The organism is Arthrobacter sp. K41, from assembly GCF_059089645.1.
Genome location: NZ_JBNHEW010000004.1, coordinates 156,669 through 177,384, shown reverse-complemented (window position 1 = coordinate 177,384; position 20,716 = coordinate 156,669). Strand labels below are relative to the sequence as shown.

Sequence of the window (20,716 nt, the reverse complement as noted above, 5' to 3'; positions counted from 1 at the left end):
CCCCCTGCCGGCGGATCCCCTGCCGGGGAACCGCCGGCCGTCCGATTAGGGGTATTAGGGGTTTAGTCCTGTTGGGGATTCTCGGCACCCAGGGCCAGGCGCAGCCTGGCCAGGAGATCCGACCGGTTCTCTGCACCGAGCCGCCGGCGCATCCGGGCAATGTGGTGTTCGGCAGTCCGGGGAGAGATGTAAATCGTCTCCCCGATCTCCCGATACGTTTTGCCCTCAAGCACCAGCCGAGCCACTTCCTTTTCACGCTCGCTCAGCCCGGAACCGTCCGGCTGCATGCCGGTGGCCGGTTCGTTGCCGGAAGCAGTCTGGGAGTCCTGCACGCCGGAGGTTCCGTTTCCCGCCGAACTTCCCTGCGGGTGAAGGTCCCTGGCGCAGGACAACAGGCGCACCATGTCCTTGCGCTCCTCCGCACGGGCAGCAGCGTGTCCGGCCAGCCTTGCACCTTCCCAAGGCATTCCCACCCTGCCGAGGCCCCGCGCAGCCATTTCGACGTCGGCGGGCTGGAACCTGCGCGCCAGCACCGAAACCCACGCCTTGCCGGCGGCAGCAAGCACAACAGCCAGGTGGCTGTGCTGGGCGGCCCGCGCGAGTGCCGACGCATGCGGGGCCAGCTCCGCCGGGCTTTCACCCAGCAGTGCAGCCTGCACGCCGGCCCAGTGGAAGGGCACCGCCCACAGCGGTGGATCACCAAGGCGCCCCAGCAGCCGCTTGGCCTCGTCGAGGTAGTGCGCCACACGGCGGGTCTCGCGCAGCCGCGCAGCAGTGATCATCAGCTCACCCCACGGCAGCAGGCTGTACAGGTCTACGGACGTGTGCAGCATAGCCTCACGTGCCCGTTCCCAGGCCACAACCAGTTCAGCTATCTCGCCGTTGCGCCGGGCAAGGCCCACTTCCAGCGCTGCCCGCAGGAACTCATCCCTCGGCACCAAAGGCCAGTGGTTGGCTTTTGACGCCTCATTGATGGCCAACCTGGCGTCCTCGAGTTTGTCCTGCTGCATGGCCGACCACGCCTGAAGCAGGAAGAGCCGCGGCTTTGCGGCGTTACCGCCCTGCCCTGCAGCGGCTGCCGAGCGGCATACGGTTTCTGCCAGGTGCGGCTCGCCGCTGTGCAGGGCCATCAGCGCTGCGAGGGCGGCAGGAGTATCCGGAAGAGGAAGGGCTGTGCCGGTGGCATTGAGCATGTCAGAGGCATGGATCAGCAGCGGGAGCGCCTGCTGCGGATCCTGCCCCAGCGACTCGAGGATGCCCTTTCCCGTCTGGGTCAGCGCGGCGGCCAGCAGTGTCGGGGATGCCGGCGCATCGCTTTGGAACAGCGACTCCGCTCCGGGCCGGTTGCCGCAGCCAATCATGGCGACGGCGGCCAGCGGCGCCGAGGGTCCCAACCTGGAGGCTCCCAACCAGCTGTAGGCGTCGGCACTGCGTGCCAGCATTCCCCGCTGCGCCCAGACTGCTGACGCGACGTCCACTCCGCGGCGAACGTCCGGCGGTTCCGGACAGACCAGGAGGCTGTCAATGATGCGGGTGGCAGTGTCGAGGTCGCCGTCGGCCGCGGCCGCCTGGGCACGGCGGGCAGCGGTTGCTATCTCGTCAGCTCCGGCCAGGAGTGCCTCTCCGTAAAGCTGTGCGGCCAGAGCAGGATCATGCTCCAGAGCCTTGTCACCCCCGTGCTCCAGCTCAGCGGCAACGTGGGGGTCCGCCAACCCACCGCGGGCCAGCTCGCGGGCCAGGTCCCCCAGTGGCTGGCGGTCTGCCACATACAGGGATACAAGTTCACGCTGCAGTGCGTGCACCCTGGTAGTGGGCGCTACGTTCAGCAGGGCGTGCTGTGCCGGTCCCACGACGCTTCCGTCCGGAGAAAGCAGCCCGGCAGACTCTGCCCGTGCGGCCAGGGCATCGACGCTTTCCACCTCGCCGCCGTCGATTTTCCGCTGCAAATCTGCAGGCAAGGGTCCGGGCAGCACAAACCCAACCGACAGGGCCAGCAGAAGCTCGCGCACTGCTGCGTTCTCGCCCTTGAGCTGCCGGGCCATCTGCTCGGCAGCCTGGGGGCTTTGATGGTTCAGCTCCGGGTGGAACAGACCATGCACTTCCTCGCGCGTTTGATGACCAGCCATCCTAAACCGCCGGCTCGGAGTTGGTGATCGGCGCAGAAGCGGGAACCGTTTCCGCCGGAGTTACAGGGTCCGCAGGAGGCGGGTCCACCGGTGTCGGGTCCGCAGGAGGAATCGGAGTCGTTGCCGGAGGTTCTGTCACCACCGGAGGGTCGGTCACCACCGGCGGTTCAGTGACCACCGGCGGTTCTGTCACCACCGGAGGGTCGGTCACCACCGGCGGATTCGGGGTCGTCACCGGATCCGGAGTAGTCACCGGCGTGCCGGGGTCAGGAGTGCCAGGACCTGCAGGTGCCGGCTCCCCGGTTCCAGGGTTCGTTACGGGCGTCCCGGCGGGATCCTGAGTCCCGGCAGCTGCTCCGCCGCCGGCTGATCCGGTTGTACCGCCACCTGCAGCAGGGGTACCCGTGCCCGAACCGGCAGTTGCACCGCCTGTGGACCCCCCACCGGCTTGGCCGGAGCCTGCGCCGGCGCTGGACGACGGGCGGCTGGTGGGCGAGGCCTCCACGTCGAGGCCTGCCCCGCCTGCGGACGCGGCTTTCCTGTCCACGCCTGCTTCAATGCCTGCCACCGGTGCCCCGCCGGCTGCTGCGGCTCCCTGACCCGGCCCGCTTCCCCCACCCATACCACCAGGGGCGGAATCGGTCCCCGGCGCGGCTTCCGCTTGCTGGCCGAGGATTGATGTGAGGCTGCTCAAGCCTCCCGGGCTCTGGGCGGCGGTGGCCGTGAGGACAGACACCAGGGCAGCCGCGGCTGCTATGGCTGTCAGCCGGACGGTTGGCTTTGGAGCATGCGCACCGCCGTGGGCATGCCCATGGGCCGGTCCGGCAACCGCACCGGCGGCCGTCGCGCCTTTGCGCGACCAACTGGCCCGGCGTCCCGGCTTGTGATCGGCCACGGCAAGAATCCCGACGGCGGTAAGGCCGGCTTCCGCAGGGTCCTTGCCGGGCGCCGCTTCCGGCGTCGGTTCCTTGGCTTCGGGAACTTCCGCACGAGCCAGAACTGCTGAAACTGCGGCGCCAAGGCAGATGGACGACTTCGGATCGGCGTCGACGGCGATGGGCCGGTCCAGCTGTTCCGATATCAGCTGCGCCACGAGGGGAATCCGCGATGATCCACCGATGAGCAGCACGGCGGTCAGGTCCGCAGGCTTCAGTTCCATCTGGGCCAGTGATTGTTCCAGCGCGTCCACGGTGTCGCGGATGGGTTCCTCGATCAGGGCTTCGAACTCGGACCGTACCAGGCGGACCTGCTGCTGGACGCCGGGAAGAAGGACGGAGATGTTTGCCTCGCTGTCCGCCGAAAGCGCCTCCTTGGCTTCAACGCACTCCCGCCGCAGCCTGGCCAGCGCCCCGCGGACGCCCGCGTCCTCAGGGCTGAGCTTTGATAGGGCATCTCCGGTGTGCGCGGCGACGTAGCGGAACACTTCGGCGTCGAAGTCGGCGCCGCCCAGGTTCTCAATGCCCTCGGGGCGCCCCACCAGCTCAAATCGGCTGCTGCCGGCCTTCCTCAGTACGGCGGTGTCAAAGGTACCTCCGCCGAGGTCGTACACCGCGATGGTACTGCCGTCCTCCACCCGGACCTGGGAGGCGTAATAAAGTGCCGCGGCTTCCGGTTCGGTAACGAGGGTGACGTTCTTCAGGCCCCTGGCGGCCATGGCAGCGAGGATGACCGAGGTGCGGTGGCTGCCCCAGGCGGCAGGATGTGTGAGCACCACCGCCGACGGCGGCGCGCCCTCGCGCTCCTCGGCCAGGTCTGCCACCCAGCGGGCCATGGTGGCGAAAACATCCTCAGGGGGAAGTGACAGCTCCCCTACGGAGATTGGTACGGAGTCGCCCACCCTGCGCTTGAATTCGCGGACCACCCGCGCGGGTGAATCGAGGCCGCGGCGTTCTGCCGCCTCCCCCACCAGGATGGGCCCGTCCTCGGGGTAGTAGATAACTGAGGGCACCGCTGCCCCGCGGAGGCCCAACGGCAGGCCCTCAGGGGCAGGGGAAGATCCCTGGTCAAACCGGGCAATCGCGGCAGCAGTGAAACTGGTGCCGACATCAATGGCGAGCACGTAGCTCATGGGTACCTCGGTGAAACTGGTGTTTCGCCTGCAAGCTTCATCACGGGCGGACTTCACCAAGGTAGCATCACGGCAGGACCCCGAACAGTCCTATTGCTACACCGAATTGTTATTTACGGAAAGTGTCCTTGCCGCTGGTGTTAAAGCCCTGTTCAGAGCCCGGAGTACGAATGCAGCCCGTTGAAGAACTGGTTGACAATGGTGAAATTGAAGATGACGCAGAGGTAGCCAACGATTGACAGCCAGGCTGCCCTGGTGCCTGTCCAGCCCCGCGTTGCCCGGGCGTGCAGGTAACCTGCATAGACAACCCAGATGACAAACGTCCACACTTCCTTGGTGTCCCAGCCCCAGAACCGGCCCCAGGCTTTTTCGGCCCAGATGGCCCCGAACATCAGGGTGAAGGTCCAGCCGATGAACGCGATGGCGTTGATCCGGTACGAGAGGTTTTCCAGGCTCAGGGCGGACGGCACCAGGCGCATGAAGCCCAGTTTGTCCGCACCGCCGGCGGCAACGGTCCTCAGCCGGCGTGCCTGCACGAGCTGCAGCGCGGACATCGCAAACGTCAGGGTGAACAAGGCGGAGGAGAGCACCGCGATGGACACGTGGATGATGAGCCAGTAGCTCTGCAGGGCGGGAACCAGGTGGCCTACAGGCGTCCAGTACGCAACGGAGGCGGCCACCAGCATGATGATGACCAGCCCCACCACGAACGTGCCGAGGAAGCGCAGGTCGCGGCGAATCAGCACCAGCAGGAACACGGCCACGGCCACGAAGGCGCCGGTGGTGAGGAATTCATACATGTTGCCCCAGGGCACCCGGCCCGCTCCCAGCGCGCGGGTCAGCACGCCGGCGCCGTGGATCAGCGCGCCCAGGACGGTGAGGGCCACGGCCACCCGCGCGGGAGCACGACGCTCGCCGGCGTACCGCATATCCGCGTCGGCGGTAACCACTCCTCCGGCCCCGCTGCCGCCTGAGCGGGCTGCGGACGACGTCGGGCGTTCAGCCCTGCCCGCAGGCCCGGCGAGCTGGGACTCCGTGCGGTCCCCGGCAAGGGCGCCGGCCGGCACCCTTGCCGGCTCTTCTGCCTGTGCCGCCTTCAGGTCAACAGCGCGCAGTGCCTTGCTGCTCTTGGCCAGGTCCCAGGCGAAAGCGATGAAGGCCACCGTGTAGGTGCCGGCAGCCAGCAGCATAAAGAGCTCGCTGTACTGGCCCATGGTCTCGTTGATTCCGTACGGCATTACTGGTCCTTTTCGGGCCCGGCGGGGCCTGCTGTGGTGGTGGCTCGGCCTGCAGTCGTGGCAGGGCCGTCGCTATTATCGCGCGCGCTGCTGGGAGTTTGTTGTGCGGGTCCCGGTCGGGCCGCGGCGGGGTCGATATGCCATTCACCTGACAGCAGTTTCCGCACTGCTTCGGCCTCGGCGGCAAGCCGGTGGTCCTCACCGCGGGCCAGGAGCCCGTACTCCACCATGGTGGAGCCGTCTGCGTTGGTGCCTGTGCGGACCCAGACGCGGCGGCGGTTGACGTAGAGCGAAAGAATCAGGCCTGCGACGGCGAGGAGCGCGAAAATCAGGGCGTAGAGCTGGCCGGGGTTGTGGTGGATGTCCACGCCGATGTAGCGTTTCACGCCGTCAAAGCTGATGCTGCCTTTGCCGTCGGGCAGCGTGTAGCTGCTCCCCGGGGCAAGGGTGATGCCGCCGGCGTCGAGGTTCCTTGCGTTAAGGGGGGTCAGGTCCTGCACATCCAGCTCGAAGACGTTCTGCGGGGAGCCGTCGTCCAGGCCAAGGTCGCCGTAGTAGGAGTTCAGCGTCAGCTGCGGGTTGAAGAGTTCGGGGTCGCCGCTGAAGGACACCCCCTGATCCGAAATGAAGGCCGTAGGCAGGAAGAACCCGGCAAAGCCCAGCTGCTCCGGCTTGGCGTCCGGCACCTTGATCACCACTGAGGAGTAGTAGTTGTCCCCCTGCAACTTAGCCACCACCGGACCCTGCATGGCCACGTTGCCTTCACCGTCCCGGATGGTCACTACGGGAGCGTACCCATTGCCGGTCAGGTAGATGCTGGTGCCGCCCAGGGTGACGGGATCGTTAACCTTCAGGATCTCTTTCCGGGCAGGCGCGTCGGGGTTCTCCTTCGTGGTTACCGCGGCGGAGAAGTCGATGGGCTGGCCCACCTTGCCCTCGGACTCGCGGTCGAACGTGATGTCGAAGTTATCCAGCTGCACTGAGTAGGGCTCGAGCTGGCCCGACTGGAAATTGGTGCCCGGCGTGAACTGGTCATAGCCCACCAGGGTGTTCACAAACGTGTCGCCCTCCACCAGGATCCGCTGGCCGCTGTAGCCGAACAGGCCGCCGACGGCCACGGAAACCAGGACCCCGATCAGGGACGTGTGGAACACCAGGTTCCCCACTTCCTTCGCGAAACCGCGCTCGGCGCCCAGCGAAGGACGCTCGCCGCCGCTGTCCCGGACCTCCACGCGGTAGCCGCGGTTCTTCAGCACCCCGGCGGCGCTGTTGATGGCGTCCGACGCCGGGATCCCGGCGTCGGACGGAATGACCAGGGTGCCGTACTCCGGGAGGCGGGACAGCCGTTTGGGGGTCCGCGGCGGCTGGGAGCGCATTGCCTTGTAGTGGGCGATGGCCCGGGGCACCACGCAACCGATGAGGGAGATGAACAGCAGCAGGTAGATGGCTGAGAACCAGGCCGAGGAGTAGACGTCGTACAGCTGGAGGGTGTCCAGCAGCTTGCCGTAGTCCGGGTTGTCCTTGATGTACTGGGTGACGACGGACGGATTGGCCGGCCGCTGCGGGAAAAGCGAGCCCGGGACTGCGGCGACGGCGAGGAGCAGCAGGAGGAACAGTGCTGTGCGCATGCTGGTGAGCTGGGTCCAGGCCCACCGGAGCATGCCCATCGGCCCCAATACCGGCAGTGCTGCCCCAGCCTTGGCCTCTGACAGCTTGGCGCCACCCACCGGATCCGAAGTCTTCTTCTCTATGTTCACGCGCTCGCTCATCAGATTGGCAACTTCACATCGGTTTGGAACCAGTACTGCAGGCCGGTCACCCAGGTCCCCCAGACGCCGCTGGCCATCAGGAGCCCAAGGACCACCAGGATGCCGCCGCCAATGCGCTGGATGGCGAGGCGGTGCCTGCGGAAGAACGCCATGACACCCATCCCCCGGCGGAGCGCCAGGGCAATGAGCAGGAAGGGAATTCCCAGCCCGAGGCTGTAGACGAAAGCAAGGAACGCGCCCTTGGCAGCGGAGGACCCGCCGGAGAGGCTCAGGAGCTGGACCGCTGAATAGGTGGGTCCGATGCACGGTGCCCAACCGAGTCCGAACGTCAGGCCCAGAAGGGGCGCTCCCCACAGTCCGGCCGGCGGCTTGGCGTGGATTTTAGCGTCGCGCTGCAGCCAGCTGAAGCCGCCCATGAACACCACACCCATAACGATCACCAGGATGCCCAGCACCTGTGTGATCCAGGCATTCTGCGAGCCGGTAATCAGGGTGCCCAACTGCCCGAACGCCCCGCCGAGCAGGACGAAGATCACGGAGAAGCCCAGCACGAACAGCCCGATCCCAGCCAGCATCCGGCCGCGCTTTTGCTTCTCCAGGTCCACACCGCTCAGGCCGGTGACATAGCCGAGGTAGCCCGGAACCAAGGGCAGGACGCAGGGGGACAGGAAGGAGACCAACCCGGCCAGCAGCGCCACCGGAATGGCAAGGAGGAGCGAGCCGTTGAGGATGGCTTCGGCGAAGGGGCTGTTCACGGGTCCGCCGCTACTCTGCCACGGCGGCAGCCATGAGGGCTTTCAGGGTGCCCTTTTGGATTTCGCCCAGGACGCGGGAAGCAACACGCCCCTGCTTATCCAGCACCAGGGTGGTGGGGACGGCTCCGGGGGGAACCAGTCCGCTGACGGCCAGCAGGACGCCGCCGTCCTTGTCGTCAAAGCTGGGGTAGGTCAGGTTGAAGGACTTGTCGAAAGCTTCCGCGGTGGCCTTTTCGTCCCGGAGATTGACCCCAAAGAACTGCACGCCCTGGGGTTTGAATTCCTGGTGAAGTTCCTCAAGGATGGGCGCCTCCACCCTGCACGGTGCGCAGGCGGCGAACCAGAAATTCAGGACGGTGACCTTGCCCTGGAAGTCGGCAGGCGCAACCGCCGTGCCGTTGAACAGCGTGCCGTTGATCTGGACGGCGGACTTCCGGTCGCTGCCAGCGAACTCCGTGACGGAGCCGTCGCCGGCCACGTAGTTCTTGTTGTCCCCGGCCCTTGCCTGCTCTGCGAGGGCGTCCTCCTGGGCACAGGCCGAAAGGCCCAGGGTGAGCGCGGTCAGGGCGAGGCCACCGGCAGCGAGTACGCTGCGGCGGGAGGTGACGGGCAGGCCGGGCCTGCCCCTGGTGGTGGAACTGTCAGTCACTTCTAGGCTCCAGGGGTGCTCGCCGCACCAGGAAGAAGGGACGCCGCGGGTTCGCTGTATTTGACGCGCACAAGGGTGCCGTCGTCATCGAACACCAGTGACGTGATGGAGGTGAGCGTGCACTCGCGCTTGCGCGGATCGTGCCACAGCGGCTTGCCTTCCGCGCTGAGCCGGGTAGCCCAGATGGGAAGCTGGTGGCTGACCATAATTGCTTCCGGGCCTTCTGCCCCGAAGTCGCCGGCAGCCAGTTCGATAGCACGCAGGCGCGCTTCCTGCGCCGCTTCCATGACTCTTGCCGCCTGCTGCTTGTAGGGCTCGCCCCATGATGGCCGGAGGGGGTTGACCAGCCGCGGCCAGTGCTTGGGCCTGCGCAGTTCGGCCTTGGAGACCTTCATGCCCTCGAAGTAATTCTCTGCCTCGATGATCCGCTCCTCCGTATGGATTTGCAGGTGCAGGGCGTCCGACGTCGGCCGGGCAGTTTCCTGCGCACGGTCCAGCGGCGAGGCGGCAAGGTAAGTGATGCGGGCACCGTTGTCGGCGCGCTGCCGGAAGTGCTCAGCGAGGGTGCGTGCCATCTCCTGCCCCAGTTCCGAGAGGTGGAATTCGGGCAGCCTTCCGTACAAAACGCCGTCGGGATTATGGACCTCGCCGTGGCGGAGCAGGTGGACAGTGGCTTGGGGCATGTTTACCAGTTTCTCAAAGATGGCGTGCGATCCGAAATCTTCTGCGCATGCTTTCTACAAAGAGTAGAACCAAAGTTCTTGAAGAAATGTTCCGAAGCGGGGAACAAAAGATGCAAATGCATGTTTATACTGGATGCAGCAGTTAGTTGATACTTCAATAGATGAAGTTTCAACACCATGGAACAAGCGAACACCTCAAGGAGCAACATCATGGCACTTCCCGCAGACGTCACCACCGGCACCTGGACCCTGGACAATTCCCACAGCGAAATCGGCTTCACCGTCCGCCACGCCGGAATCAGCAAGGTCCGCGGCCAGTTCAAGGAAGCAGCAGCAACCCTGGAACTCGGCCAGGACGTGGCAGACACCCGGATCAACGCCACCATCCAGACGGCAAGCTTCGACTCCGGTGACGCCAACCGCGACGGCCACGTCCGCGGTGAAGACTTCTTCGATGTCGAGACGTTCCCCGAGATGTCCTTCGTCTCCAACGGACTCGTCGCCAAGGGCAACAGCTACGAACTGACCGGCGACCTCACCATCAAGGGTGTCACCCGCCCCGTCACCCTGGAGACCGAGTTCAACGGTGTGGCCGTGGACCCGTTCGGCAACACCCGCGCCGGTGTCTCCGCTGAGACCACCATCAGCCGCAAGGACTTCGGCCTGACCTGGAACGCCGTCCTCGAAACCGGCGGTGTCCTGGTGAGCGACAAGGTTGCCATCAATCTCGAACTCGCCTTCATCGCTCCCGCAGCGTAGTTCCTGCGCACCTTACTGACGGCGCCCCGGCACCGGCTTCAGCCGGCACCGGGGCGCTACCTTTTAAGCCCGCCCTTGCAGGCCCAGGGCTACAGTGATGGCCATGAGCAACTTTGACAGCACCAGGCCCCGCAACGGTTTCGCCGGCATGTTCTCGGTGGCCGGGCTCCCCACCGAGCTCAAAGTCTCGTTCTGGATCTGGTTCGTCGGCGGACTGCTGGGCCTTCTTGGCGGAATGCTGGGCATGCTTGCCTCGCTGGTGCTTTTTGCCGCAGCACCCGGTGCGGCGGTTGGGGTTCTCCTGCTCATGCTGCTGGCGGCCGCCGTCGGGGCCGCGCAGATCGTCTTTGCGCTCAAGATGAAAGAGGGAAAGCAGTGGGCCCGGCTGGCCCTCACGGTGTTGACGGGCGTCACCCTGCTTTTGGCCCTTACCAATGTGGCGATGGGCGTTGGCCAGGGCGGCAACTGGGCCGGCTTCCTGATCAGCCTGACGGCAACGGTCCTGCTCTGGCTGCCCAACCCGCAGGCCTGGTTTGCCGCGGTGGGAAACGAAGGCCGGGAACGCAGCCGCTAACGGGGTGAATACCGCCCTGGAATGACTCATCTGCTGCCCGTGCGGGGGTACGGTGGACTTAAGCCATGCTGGGGGTAGGGCAGAGGACCGAAACCCGGCAGCCTACCAGAACCCGACACGCCAAAGGACAGCCCATGAGTAACCCTCCCGTCCCGCCTCCCGTGCCCAACGATCCGGAGCAGGGAAACCAGCAGCCGCGTTACGGGCAGAATCCGCCGCAGTACGGCCAGAACGCTCCGCAGTACGGGCAAAACCCGCCGCAATACGGGCAGAACCCGCCGCAGTACGGCCAGTCCGGCGCACCACAGTATGGGGAAAACACTCCGCAGTATGGCCAGAACCCGCCGCAGGCTCCGGGCTTTGGCCAGCAGCCGTACGGGCAGCAGCCATACGGCCAGTCCCCCTACGCCCAGTACCCGTCGGAGCAGCCGCAGCCCACGGGCAGCAACGGAGTGCCGCAACTGGTCAACATCTCTTTCTGGCTGCTGATCGCCTCCGCCGCGATCTTCGTCATCTCCATGCTCACCGGACTCACGCAGCTGGACGACCCGGTGTTCCGTCAGACCTTTGAGCAGCAGGTGGAGGGCTCCGGAGCGGGCGTCTCATACGAGGACATCAAGGGCGTCATCGCCGGCACCCTGGTGGTGTTCGCGATCCTGGGCGCAGGGCTCTACCTGTTGGTGGCCTTCTTCATCCGCAAAGGAAAAAACTGGGCCCGCATCCTGGGTACCGTCTTTGCGGCGCTGTCCATCTTCGGCCTTTTCGGTGTCCCGAGTTTCGGAACCCTCGGCACCCTCCTGGGGATCGCCGCCATCGTCCTGCTCTACCTGCCGGCAGCCGCCCCGTACTTCCAGAAGCGGCAGCCTTTCGCCAACCCTTACGGCGGCGGCATGGGCAACCCCTACGGCCGATAAACCGCACACTTCCCGCACCAGCGGGCGTGGGTCCCGGAACCGCTTGAAGCCTAGGCGGTCTGCCCCGGGGCCTGCGCCCGCTGTGCGTGGTAAGCCAGGATCTGCAGTTCTGTGGCCATGTCCACCTTGCGGAGGTTAACCCCCTCCGGCACCTGGAGCATCACGGGCGCGAAGCTCAGGACACTGCGGACACCGGCGGCCACCACTCGGTCGCAGACATCCTGTGCGACGGCGGCCGGCAGCGCCAGCACCACCATGTTTGCCCCGGTGCGGTGCAGCACTGTTTCCAGGTCGGCCACGTCACTGACGCGCAGCCATCCCACTTCGTTGCCCACCACCATCTGGTCGGCGTCAAAGATGGCAACGACGTCGAACCCCCGCGATTCGAAGCCGCCGTACCGTGCCAGGGCCTTGCCAAGGTTGCCCGCGCCTACGATGGCGACCTTCCAGTCGTGCGTCAGCCCGAGCGCAGCGGCGATGTGGCGGCTGAGGTACTGCACCTCGTACCCGACGCCGCGGGTCCCGTAGGAGCCCACGTGGGAGAGGTCCTTGCGCAAGGTAGCTGAACTGACGCCTGAGGCTTCGGCAAGGGATTCCGAGGAGACGCGTTCCACTCCCTCGGCGAGCAGGGTGTTCAAGGCACGCAGGTAGAGCGTCAGCCGGGCCACCGCTGCGGGTGGAATCTGTTTGGCCGGCGTACCCGTGGTGTCCGGAAGATCCGGGACAGCCTGGGGAGTTGGATCCAGCGAAGCCACCAGCCCCTCCCTCGCATCGCGTTGTGACTCCACTCTAGAGCCCTCCGGCCAATGCCAACAAAGCAGCTGTCCATGGGACATGCGCGCTCACGGTACTGAATCCCTATTGCGCCATGGCCCGCTGAAGCACGCGTTCCAGCCGGACTTCATCGATCTTCCAGAAGTCCCGCTGCACGCCGTCCACCAGCACCACCGGAATTTCTTCGGCGTAGCGGTCTCGCAGTTCCGGCTGGTGGTCCACCAGCTCTTCCGTCCACTCAAGCCCCAGCGAGGCAGTCACCCGGCCGACGGCGCCGCGCGCTTCTTCGCAGAGGTGGCAGTCAGCTTTGGTGATCAGGACGACGCGTGGTGTGGCCATGGCTTAACCGTAGCCCCGTTGTCCGGGGCCGGCGACGCCGCCGCCTGCCCTCTGCCCTCTGCCTATTGACTAGACTCGGCTTTATGCCCGAGGAGAATTACGTCGCCGTAGTCACCAAGCCGGTTGTGGCGCCGCAGCCCGGCGAGGCAGCGTTCTTCGATGTGGACAACACCCTCATGCGCGGCGCCAGCCTCTTCCACGTAGCCCGCAAGATGCACCAGCGCGGAGCCTTTACGCTTGCCCAGGCCGCCGGGTTTGCCTGGAAGCAGTTCAAGTTCGTGGCCCGCGGTGAGAACATGGACGACGTCCACGCAGTCCGCGACTCCGCACTGACACTGGCCGCCGGCATCACGGTGGACGACGTCAAGGCCCTCGGCGAAGAGGTCTACGACGAAATGATCGTTTCCCGGATCTGGCCCGGCGCCAAGGCACTGGCCGAGCAGCACCTCCGCGTGGGACGGCGGGTCTGGCTGGTCACGGCGACCCCCATCGAAGTTGCCACCGTGATTTCGACCCGCCTGGGACTGACCGGAGCACTGGGAACCGTCGGGGAGATTTCCGAGGGCATGTACACCGGCCGTTTGGTGGGAGACATCCTGCACGGCTCCGCCAAGGCCCTGGCCGTCCAGGCAATCGCCGACGCCGAGGAGCTCGACCTCAAAGGCTGCTGGGCCTACAGCGACTCCTACAACGACATTCCGCTGCTCACCCTGGTGGGCCACCCGGTGGCCATCAACCCGGACGCCCGCCTGCGCCGCCACGCCCGCGACAACAACTGGCCCGTCTACGACTTCCGTTCCGGCCGCCGCGCGGCCACCTTCGGGCTAAAGGCGGCCACCGCCTGCGGCGCCGTCTACGGAGTCTGGAAAGGCTTTGGCCGCATCCGCGGCCCCCGGATCTGAGTCTTGGCCTGCCCTTAAAATGGAAAGCCCGCCGCCTCGGAAGGCGACGGGCATTTCCACGCTGTTCGAAGTATCTCTACTTCTTGTTGCGGCGCTGGTGACGGGTCTTGCGAAGCAGCTTGCGGTGCTTCTTCTTGGCCATACGCTTGCGACGCTTCTTAATAACTGAACCCACGAAAGTTCCTCACAAACTAGATGCAGTACCTGTCTGATGGAAAGTGTTCGTGGACAGAGCTACGAACTGAACAACTGACAGATTCTTACAATGACGTAAAACGTTCCTTAACAGGGTAACGCCTATCGGGAGGGGCTTCTGACCGGACGTCCTCCCATCAGCGGAAATACGGCTTTTGCGACGCCATGGCCTCAGGCGGTTTCCGTGTGCCCGTCCACTACGGCGCCTTTGAGGTACTGCTCCACGGCGGTTTCGGGTACCCGGTATGAACGGCCGAAGCGCACAGCCGGCATGTCGCCGGAGTGGACCAGCCGGTAGACGGTCATTTTGGAGACGCGCATGACCTGGGCTACTTCAGCCACGGTCAGGAACTTTGCGGTGGAAAAGTTCTGTTCTGCCGACATTTCCCTATTTTCCTTTGCTGACGGATGGACAACAGTGACCCCAGGTACGTGCCAATGCGGTGTATCCGATGCTGAGCCATCCACCAACCACTTCTAGATACTCTAGATGTTCCTGTGGCCAATGTGAAAGACTGGACACCCTCAATTTGCTCGGGCGCCTACCTCCTGCGCTTGCGCGCGGAGGCTGCCAGCCGGTCCAGCACCGAGAGCGAAACGTCCCAGTCCATGCACGCGTCCGTCACGCTCTGCCCGTAGACGAGCTCCGACCGGCCGGCTGCGTGCTCGACAACGTCGAGGTTCTGCGCTCCGCCTACCAGGAAGCTTTCCAGCATGACCCCTGCGATGGCTTGACCCGACGCACCGCCCTCCTCGAGCTGGTCGCCGATTTCCAGCGCCACCTCGGCCTGGCGGTGGTGGCTTTTGCCGCTGTTGGCATGGCTGGCGTCAATGATCAGGCGTGGGTTCAGCTGCTTGCCCGCCAGCTTCGCCGAAGCGGCCTGGACATCTGCGGCAGAGTAGTTGGGCCCCTTGCGTCCGCCGCGGAGGATCACGTGGGTGTCCGGGTTTCCGGCGGTGGCCACCAGCGCGGCCCGGCCGTCACCGTCGATGCCGAGGAAAGACTGGGCCGCCGCGGCCGCACCGCAGGCGTCGATGGCGACCTGGAGATCGCCGTCGGTCCCGTTCTTGAAGCCAATGGGCATGGAGAGGCCGGAGGCGAGCTGCCGGTGGATCTGGCTTTCGGTGGTGCGGGCCCCAATTGCTCCCCAGGAGATGAGGTCTGCCATGTACTGCGGGCTGATCGGTTCAAGGAACTCCGTGGCGGTGGGGAGTCCGAGGGCGGTGACCTGTTGCAGGAAGTGCCGTGCCGTCCGGAGTCCGGTGACCATCTCGTGGCTGCCGTCCAGCCGCGGATCGTTGATCAGGCCCTTCCAGCCCACCGTGGTGCGGGGCTTCTCGAAGTAGGTCCGCATCACGATCAGCAGGTCTTCCTTGTGCTTCCCGGCCTGGCCAGCCAGCCGCCGTGCGTACTCCAGCCCCGCCTCGGGATCGTGGATGGAGCAAGGACCCACGATCACCAGCAAGCGGTCATCCACACCGTCCATGATGGCGCGCACTTCGTCACGTCCGCGTTCGACGACGTCCGCCACCCGGGCGTCCAACGGCAGTTCGGTAATGACTTCCTGCGGAGTGGGCAGCGCAGTGAACTCACTGACGCGCAGGTTAGAGGTGGATTTTGCCGCGGCTTCGGGCTTGCCGGCGGTGGTGTTTGCGGGGGCTGTTGCGGTGTTCATGTTCGGGTCCTGTTCCAGATAGGAGCGGGCCCAGTCAGAACCCGCCGGAGAAACGGCGAAGGGCAGAGAATGATCTCTGCCCTGTTGGCTCTGAAGGAAAGTTGGATGCGTGTCAGTTAGACGCGGGCCCCTCCAGAGCCAACGAAAAATACGCATACCAACGGTTTGTCATGCCTAGAACCATAACCGCAGGCCCCCGCGGCCGCCAAGTGTTACGTTGCGTCACGGGACATGCCCGCCACGAGTTCCGCGTGCTTTTGGTCGGTCAGTTGGTACCAGTACATGATCCCCACGGATGCCAGCACCAGAATTCCGGGCAGCAGTCCCGCCGCGGCCTTGATGGCCAGGGTTGCGGCGTCGGACTGCTGCGCCGTGCCCGAGGCGTAGCCGCCCCACGCCAGGGAGAAGGCTACGAGGCCGGCGCCGAAACCCATGCCCAGTTTTCTGGTGGCGGCCAGGAGCGCGTAGTTGATGCCTTGGACCCGGACGCCGGTTTTCCACTCCCCGTATTCCACGGTGTCGGCGATCAGCGCCCACGTAACGATGCTGACGGAAGCTGAAGCGAGGAGCCCCAGGACGAGGCCCGCCAGGCCGAGCAGTGGCGCGTCCGCCGGGGCCAGGAAAACCAGCACGCCGCCCAGCGCCCCGAATCCCCCGCCGACGCTGTAGACCGCGCGCTTGCCCCACCGTGCCACGGGCCGCGGAATCAGCACGGCCAGCGTAAGGGTGATGACTACTTGCGCGGCGGCCATGACGGGGAACAGGTCTACCCGGGAGAGGACATCGCGGAGGTAGTAGAACTGGGAGGCGCCGGTGGCCGAGGTTCCGGTGACAAAAAGGACAGAGCTGACGCAGAGAATCACCAGCGGGGAATTTGCCTTCAGTGCCGCAATGCTCTGGGCAAGCGTGATTTTGGGGACGTTTCCGGGAACCTGCTCAACGCAGACGGTGCCCGTGAAGATGTACAGGAGCGAGCCCAGGACGGCGAAGGCCAGGGTAAGCCACGTGAAGATCTGCTGCATGTCCTGGCCGGCCCCAAGGAGCGGCGCGACAAAGAAGCCGAGGGTGGCTCCTACCGACAAGCCGCCAATGGTCCGGGCGCCGCCGAGTCTGGCGCGGTCTTTGGCCTCCTGGGTCATGGCGCCCACCAGGCAGCCGTAGGGGACGTTGACCATGCTGTAGGTAAGGCAGACCAGTCCGTAGGTGCAGGACGCGTAGAGCAGTTTCATGGCCGGATCGACGTCCGGGACATGAAACACCGCCACGCTCAACAGCAGGGGAACGAACCCGAACATCAAAAACGGGCGGAATTTCCCCCAACGTCTACTGTGGACGCGGTCTACGATGCGGCCGGCGGCCACGTCCGTGAAGGCGTTAAATATCCGCGCCACCAGCAGCAGTGTTCCTGCCGCCGCCGCCCCAATGCCCGCCACGTCGGTGTAGTACACCAGCAGGAACATGTTCCCGGTGCTGATGATCATGCTGTTCGCGGCGTCGCCGGCTCCATAGCCGAAAACGCTGAGTCTGCTGAGTTTCTTCATTGCGTCCTTGGTCCCACCGCCCCAGAAACCGTTTTCTCGGGCCAACAGGAGGAACTTACCCCAATACTTTGCGTCGAAACAGCAGCTGCCTCGTCCGGTGGTGTTCCTGGCCGCCTTCATGGTTGTTGCGCCATCGGAATAGTGCAGGACCGCGGGGATGGATTTGTACCGGTCACGGTGGCGCGCCGGGACGGAAGAGTGGCGGCGATACCGGGGCGGGCGGTATCGCCTGAGGCTACAGCCGCGAGAGCTCCGGCACGAAGACCTGCAGAGGACTGCTGGCCGCCACCAGGGACCGGAGTTCACCAAGGCCGCCGTCAACGGCACCCGCAGCGCGGGCTTGCACCAGGACATTGCCAAGCGCCGTCGCTTCCACAGGCCCTGCAACCACCTTCCTGCCGGTGGCGTCCGCGGTGAGCTGGCAAAGCAACCGGTTCTGCGAACCGCCACCCACCACGTGCACCACATCCACAGAACGGTCAGCGAGCCGCTCGGCGTCGCGAATGGTGCGGGCATAGCCGGCGGCCAGGCTGTCCATGATGCAGCGGGTGATGGCAGCCGGATCGTCCGGCAGTACATCACCTGCACGGCGCACAAAGGCCAGGATGCGCTCGGGCATGCCGTCCGGGGCGATGAAGCAGGGATCGTCCGGATTGATTTGCGGCCCGCCCGGTGGCAGTGCGGCCGCTGCGACCAGCAGGGCGGTGAGATCGGGCCGGAACCCTTCCTGCGCCCACGTCCGTTGGCACTCGCTGAGGAGCCAGAGTCCACCCATGTTGCGCAGGTAGCGGACGGTGCCGTCCACGCCGCGTTCGTTGGTGAAGTTCGCTTCGCGGCTGGCCTCAGTGAGGACGGGGTGTTTGAGTTCGAGCCCCACCAGTGACCAGGTACCGGAGGAGATGTAGGCGAAGTTCTCCCCGTCCTTGTCCGCTGTCGCGGGGACGGCAGCAACGGCTGAGGCGGTGTCGTGCGACCCGACAGCCACCACCTTTGTGTCCTGCGGCAGTCCCACCTGGGCGGCCATGGCCGGCAGGAGGGTGCCGACAGTTTCGCCGGGCTGGATCAGCGGTGGGAACAGATCCTTCCGCAGGCCCAGGGCGGTGAGGAATTCAGTGGCCCACTCCCCCGCGACGGCGTCAAAGAGGCCGGTGGTGGAGGCGTTGGTGGCCTCGGTACGGCGGACCCCGGTCAGGAGGAAGGCAATCAGGTCAGGGATGAGCAGCGCCTGAAGGCCGTCGAGGTTCTTCTCGGCGGCCAGCTGGTAAATGGTGTTGAACTGCAGGAACTGCAGCCCGGTGGTGCCGTACAGGCGTGCAGGGTCCAGCTTCCGGTGCACGGACTCGACCGCTGCCCTGCTGCGGTCGTCCCGGTAGCTGAACGGCTGGGCAACCAGCTTTCCGTTCACGTCCACCAGACCGTAATCCACCGCCCAGGTGTCAATGCCGATGCTGGCAATGCTTTCGCCCTGCACGGCAGCGACGGCGGCCGCGGCACGGAGTCCCTCTAGCACCTCAGCGAACAGGGCGTTGAAGTCCCAGCGCAGGCCGCCGTCGATCTGCACCACGCCGTTGGGAAAGCGGTGCACAACTTCCAGGGCGACGCTGCCGCCGCTGACCCGGCCCAGGATGACCCGGCCGGAGGAGGCGCCGATGTCGACGGCGGCAAAGGTGCTGCCGCCGTCGACACCGGTGAGGGATGTGCTCATCGCAGGAAGGCTGCAGCCACTCCGGCGTCCACGGGGATGTGCAGGCCGGTGGTGTGTGACAGTTCGTTGCTGGTGAGGACGGCGGCGGCGTTCGCCACGTGCTCGGGCAGGACCTCGCGCTTGAGCAAGGTGCGCTGGGCGTAGTACTCGCCCAGCTTCTCCTCGTCCACGCCGTACACCGCGGCACGCTTGGCGCCCCAGCCGCCGGCGAAGATGCCGGAGCCGCGGACCACGCCGTCGGGGTTGATTCCGTTGACGCGGATGCCGTGCTCACCGAGTTCGGCTGCGAGCAGGCGGACCTGGTGGGCCTGGTCCGCCTTGGTGGCGGAGTAGGCGATGTTGTTCGGGCCGGCGAACACGGAGTTTTTCGAGGAGATGTAGATGATGTCCCCGCCCAGGCCTTGGGCAATCATGACCTTCGCGGCGGCCTTGGCCACCAGGAAGGAGCCCTTGGCCATGACGTTGTGCTGCAGGTCCCAGTCCTTTTCGGTGGTTTCCAGCAGCGGCTTGGAGATGGACAGGCCGGCGTTGTTGACCACCAGGTCCACACCCCCGAAGGCCAGCACAGCGGCGTCGATGGCGGCAGCAACCTGGGCTTCGTCGGTGACGTCAGCCTGGACACCGATGGCAACATCCGGGCCGCCGAGCTCTTCGGCAACCTTCTCCGCGTTCTCCAGGTTCAAGTCAGCAATGACCACGCAGGCACCTTCGGCGGCAAGGCGGGTGGCGATGGCCTTGCCGATGCCGGACGCCGCGCCCGTGACAAGGGCGATGCGGGTTGCGTGGGACTTGGGCTTGGGCATCCGTGCCAGCTTGGCTTCCTCCAGCGCCCAGTATTCGATTCGGAACTTCTCGGATTCCTCAATGGGGGCGTAAGTGGAGATCGCCTCGGCGCCGCGCATCACGTTGATCGCGTTGATGTAGAACTCGCCGGCAACGCGGGCCGTCTGCTTGTTCGCGCCGAAGGAGAACATACCCACGCCGGGGACCAGCACGATGGCCGGGTCCGCGCCGCGCAGCGCCGGGCTGTCCTGGTCTGCGTGGCGGTCGTAGTACGCCTGGTAATCCTCGCGGTAGGCCGTGTGAAGTTCTGTGAGCCGTGCGATTGAGTCCTCGACCGAGGCGTCCGCGGGCAGGTCCAGGATCAGCGGCTTGACCTTGGTGCGCAGGAAGTGGTCCGGGCAGGAGGTGCCAAGGGCGCCCAGGCGCGGATGTTCGGCGGCTTCAAGGTATTCCAGTACGACGGCGTCATCGCTGAAGTGCCCCAGCTGCGGTTTGTCTGTGGAGGCCAGGCCGCGGATGACGGGTGCCAGGGCTGCGGCCTTGGCGCGCCGCCCTGCCTCCGGCAGTGCTGCGTAGCCCGGGAGCTTGGCGCCGAAGGGCTCGGCCTTGCCGTTTTCCTCGATGTACTTCTCGGCCTGTTCAATGATCCACAGCGAGTTCTGCTCGGCTTCTTCGCTGGTGGCGCCCCAGGCGGTGATGCCGTGTCCGCCCAGGATCGTGCCGATGGCCTGCGGGTTGGCTTCCTTGATCGCGGCGATGTCCAGGCCCAGCTGGAACCCGGGGCGGCGCCAGGGAACCCAGACCACCTTGTTGCCGAAGATCTTGGTGGTCAGGGTCTCGCCGTCCACAGCAGTGGCGATGGCAATGCCGGAGTCCGGGTGCAGGTGGTCCACGTGTGCGGCGTCCACCAGGCCGTGCATGGCGGTGTCGATGGACGGCGCTGCGCCGCCCTTGCCGTGCAGGCAGTAATCGAACGCTGCCACCATCTCGTCTTCACGCTCAACGCCGGGGTAGACGTTCTTCAGCGCGTTGAGCCGGTCCAGGCGCAAAACGGCAAGGTTCTCCGCCTTGAGTGTGCCGAGATCCCCGCCGGAGCCCTTAACCCACAGCAGCTGGACGTCCTCACCCGTGACCGGGTCTTTCTCCGCGCCTTTGGCGGAGGTGTTGCCACCGGCGAAGTTGGTGTTCCGCTTGTCCGCACCCAGGCGGTTGGAACGCGAAATCAGGTCTTCAACAGTCTTGTTGCCTGTGTTCTGCATGGTCATT

General features: G+C 65.6%; 19 protein-coding genes. 4 read left to right on the top strand and 15 right to left on the bottom strand.

Features of this window, described 5'->3' with window-relative positions; genetic code table 11:
- Window positions 1-62: 62 nt before the first annotated feature.
- From AC5RTE_RS11430 to AC5RTE_RS11400, 7 genes are all read right to left on the bottom strand, one after another.
- Window positions 63-2,126, bottom strand: a complete 2,064-nt coding sequence (locus AC5RTE_RS11430; protein WP_494041511.1) for a LuxR C-terminal-related transcriptional regulator — start codon at window positions 2,124-2,126, stop codon at window positions 63-65.
- Between the two features lies 1 nt (window position 2,127).
- Window positions 2,128-4,194 carry an Hsp70 family protein gene (locus tag AC5RTE_RS11425; RefSeq protein ID WP_494041510.1) on the bottom strand — a complete coding sequence of 689 codons (2,067 nt, stop codon included), beginning with the start codon at window positions 4,192-4,194 and terminating at the stop codon, window positions 2,128-2,130.
- A gap of 152 nt (window positions 4,195-4,346) precedes the next feature.
- Complete coding sequence (gene ccsB, locus AC5RTE_RS11420; protein WP_494041509.1) at window positions 4,347-5,432, bottom strand: c-type cytochrome biogenesis protein CcsB; 1,086 nt, start codon at window positions 5,430-5,432, stop codon at window positions 4,347-4,349.
- The gene (gene resB, locus AC5RTE_RS11415) at window positions 5,432-7,201 is read right to left on the bottom strand and encodes a cytochrome c biogenesis protein ResB (protein WP_494041508.1); all 1,770 of its coding nucleotides are present in this window, start codon (window positions 7,199-7,201) and stop codon (window positions 5,432-5,434) included. The genes ccsB and resB overlap by 1 nt, the downstream gene beginning before the upstream one ends.
- A complete protein-coding gene (locus tag AC5RTE_RS11410) occupies window positions 7,201-7,956 on the bottom strand; it encodes a cytochrome c biogenesis CcdA family protein (RefSeq protein ID WP_494041507.1) in 756 nt (251 codons plus the stop codon). Before AC5RTE_RS11410 ends, resB begins: the two co-directional genes overlap by 1 nt.
- A 10-nt stretch (window positions 7,957-7,966) precedes the next feature.
- A complete protein-coding gene (locus AC5RTE_RS11405) occupies window positions 7,967-8,605 on the bottom strand; it encodes a TlpA family protein disulfide reductase (protein WP_494041506.1) in 639 nt (212 codons plus the stop codon).
- Between the two features lie 2 nt (window positions 8,606-8,607).
- A complete protein-coding gene (locus AC5RTE_RS11400; protein ID WP_494041505.1) occupies window positions 8,608-9,288 on the bottom strand; it encodes a histidine phosphatase family protein in 681 nt (226 codons plus the stop codon).
- A gap of 210 nt (window positions 9,289-9,498) precedes the next feature.
- Here AC5RTE_RS11400 and AC5RTE_RS11395 point away from each other — a divergent pair, with 210 nt between their 5' ends.
- The 3 genes from AC5RTE_RS11395 to AC5RTE_RS11385 all read left to right on the top strand — a co-directional run bounded on the left by AC5RTE_RS11395 (window position 9,499) and on the right by AC5RTE_RS11385 (window position 11,535).
- Window positions 9,499-10,047 (top strand): YceI family protein, encoded by a 549-nt coding sequence (locus tag AC5RTE_RS11395; RefSeq protein ID WP_494041504.1) that lies wholly within the window; start codon window positions 9,499-9,501, stop codon window positions 10,045-10,047.
- Window positions 10,048-10,150: 103 nt separating this feature from the next.
- Window positions 10,151-10,621, top strand: coding sequence for a hypothetical protein (locus AC5RTE_RS11390; protein ID WP_494041503.1), 471 nt, complete (start codon window positions 10,151-10,153; stop codon window positions 10,619-10,621).
- A gap of 134 nt (window positions 10,622-10,755) precedes the next feature.
- Entirely contained in the window at window positions 10,756-11,535 is a 780-nt protein-coding gene (locus AC5RTE_RS11385; protein ID WP_494041502.1) for a hypothetical protein, read from the top strand.
- Between the two features lie 50 nt (window positions 11,536-11,585).
- Here AC5RTE_RS11385 and AC5RTE_RS11380 read toward each other — a convergent pair whose 3' ends face one another.
- Together AC5RTE_RS11380 and AC5RTE_RS11375 are read right to left on the bottom strand one after the other, a co-directional pair.
- Window positions 11,586-12,290 carry a redox-sensing transcriptional repressor Rex gene (locus AC5RTE_RS11380; protein ID WP_494041501.1) on the bottom strand — a complete coding sequence of 235 codons (705 nt, stop codon included), beginning with the start codon at window positions 12,288-12,290 and terminating at the stop codon, window positions 11,586-11,588.
- Window positions 12,291-12,393: 103 nt separating this feature from the next.
- Window positions 12,394-12,648: a glutaredoxin family protein gene (locus AC5RTE_RS11375; RefSeq protein WP_494041500.1), complete on the bottom strand. Its 255-nt coding sequence runs from the start codon at window positions 12,646-12,648 to the stop codon at window positions 12,394-12,396.
- Between the two features lie 83 nt (window positions 12,649-12,731).
- On the opposite strand from AC5RTE_RS11375, the gene AC5RTE_RS11370 reads away from it, so the two are divergent.
- Entirely contained in the window at window positions 12,732-13,550 is an 819-nt protein-coding gene (locus AC5RTE_RS11370) for an HAD family hydrolase (protein ID WP_494041499.1), read from the top strand.
- Window positions 13,551-13,626: 76 nt separating this feature from the next.
- On the opposite strand, the gene AC5RTE_RS11365 is transcribed toward AC5RTE_RS11370, so the two are convergent.
- From AC5RTE_RS11365 to AC5RTE_RS11340, 6 genes are all read right to left on the bottom strand, one after another.
- Window positions 13,627-13,725 (bottom strand): 30S ribosomal protein bS22, encoded by a 99-nt coding sequence (locus AC5RTE_RS11365; protein ID WP_003792170.1) that lies wholly within the window; start codon window positions 13,723-13,725, stop codon window positions 13,627-13,629.
- A 191-nt stretch (window positions 13,726-13,916) separates the two neighbouring features.
- A complete protein-coding gene (locus AC5RTE_RS11360) occupies window positions 13,917-14,129 on the bottom strand; it encodes a helix-turn-helix domain-containing protein (RefSeq protein ID WP_494041498.1) in 213 nt (70 codons plus the stop codon).
- Window positions 14,130-14,287: 158 nt separating this feature from the next.
- Window positions 14,288-15,421 (bottom strand): 3-deoxy-7-phosphoheptulonate synthase, encoded by a 1,134-nt coding sequence (locus AC5RTE_RS11355; protein WP_494041497.1) that lies wholly within the window; start codon window positions 15,419-15,421, stop codon window positions 14,288-14,290.
- A 212-nt stretch (window positions 15,422-15,633) separates the two neighbouring features.
- The gene (locus tag AC5RTE_RS11350) at window positions 15,634-16,962 is read right to left on the bottom strand and encodes a glycoside-pentoside-hexuronide (GPH):cation symporter (protein ID WP_494041496.1); all 1,329 of its coding nucleotides are present in this window, start codon (window positions 16,960-16,962) and stop codon (window positions 15,634-15,636) included.
- Between the two features lie 235 nt (window positions 16,963-17,197).
- Complete coding sequence (locus AC5RTE_RS11345; protein ID WP_494041495.1) at window positions 17,198-18,667, bottom strand: rhamnulokinase; 1,470 nt, start codon at window positions 18,665-18,667, stop codon at window positions 17,198-17,200.
- Window positions 18,664-20,715: a bifunctional aldolase/short-chain dehydrogenase gene (locus AC5RTE_RS11340; RefSeq protein ID WP_494041494.1), complete on the bottom strand. Its 2,052-nt coding sequence runs from the start codon at window positions 20,713-20,715 to the stop codon at window positions 18,664-18,666. The genes AC5RTE_RS11345 and AC5RTE_RS11340 overlap by 4 nt, the downstream gene beginning before the upstream one ends.
- Window position 20,716 lies beyond the last annotated feature (1 nt).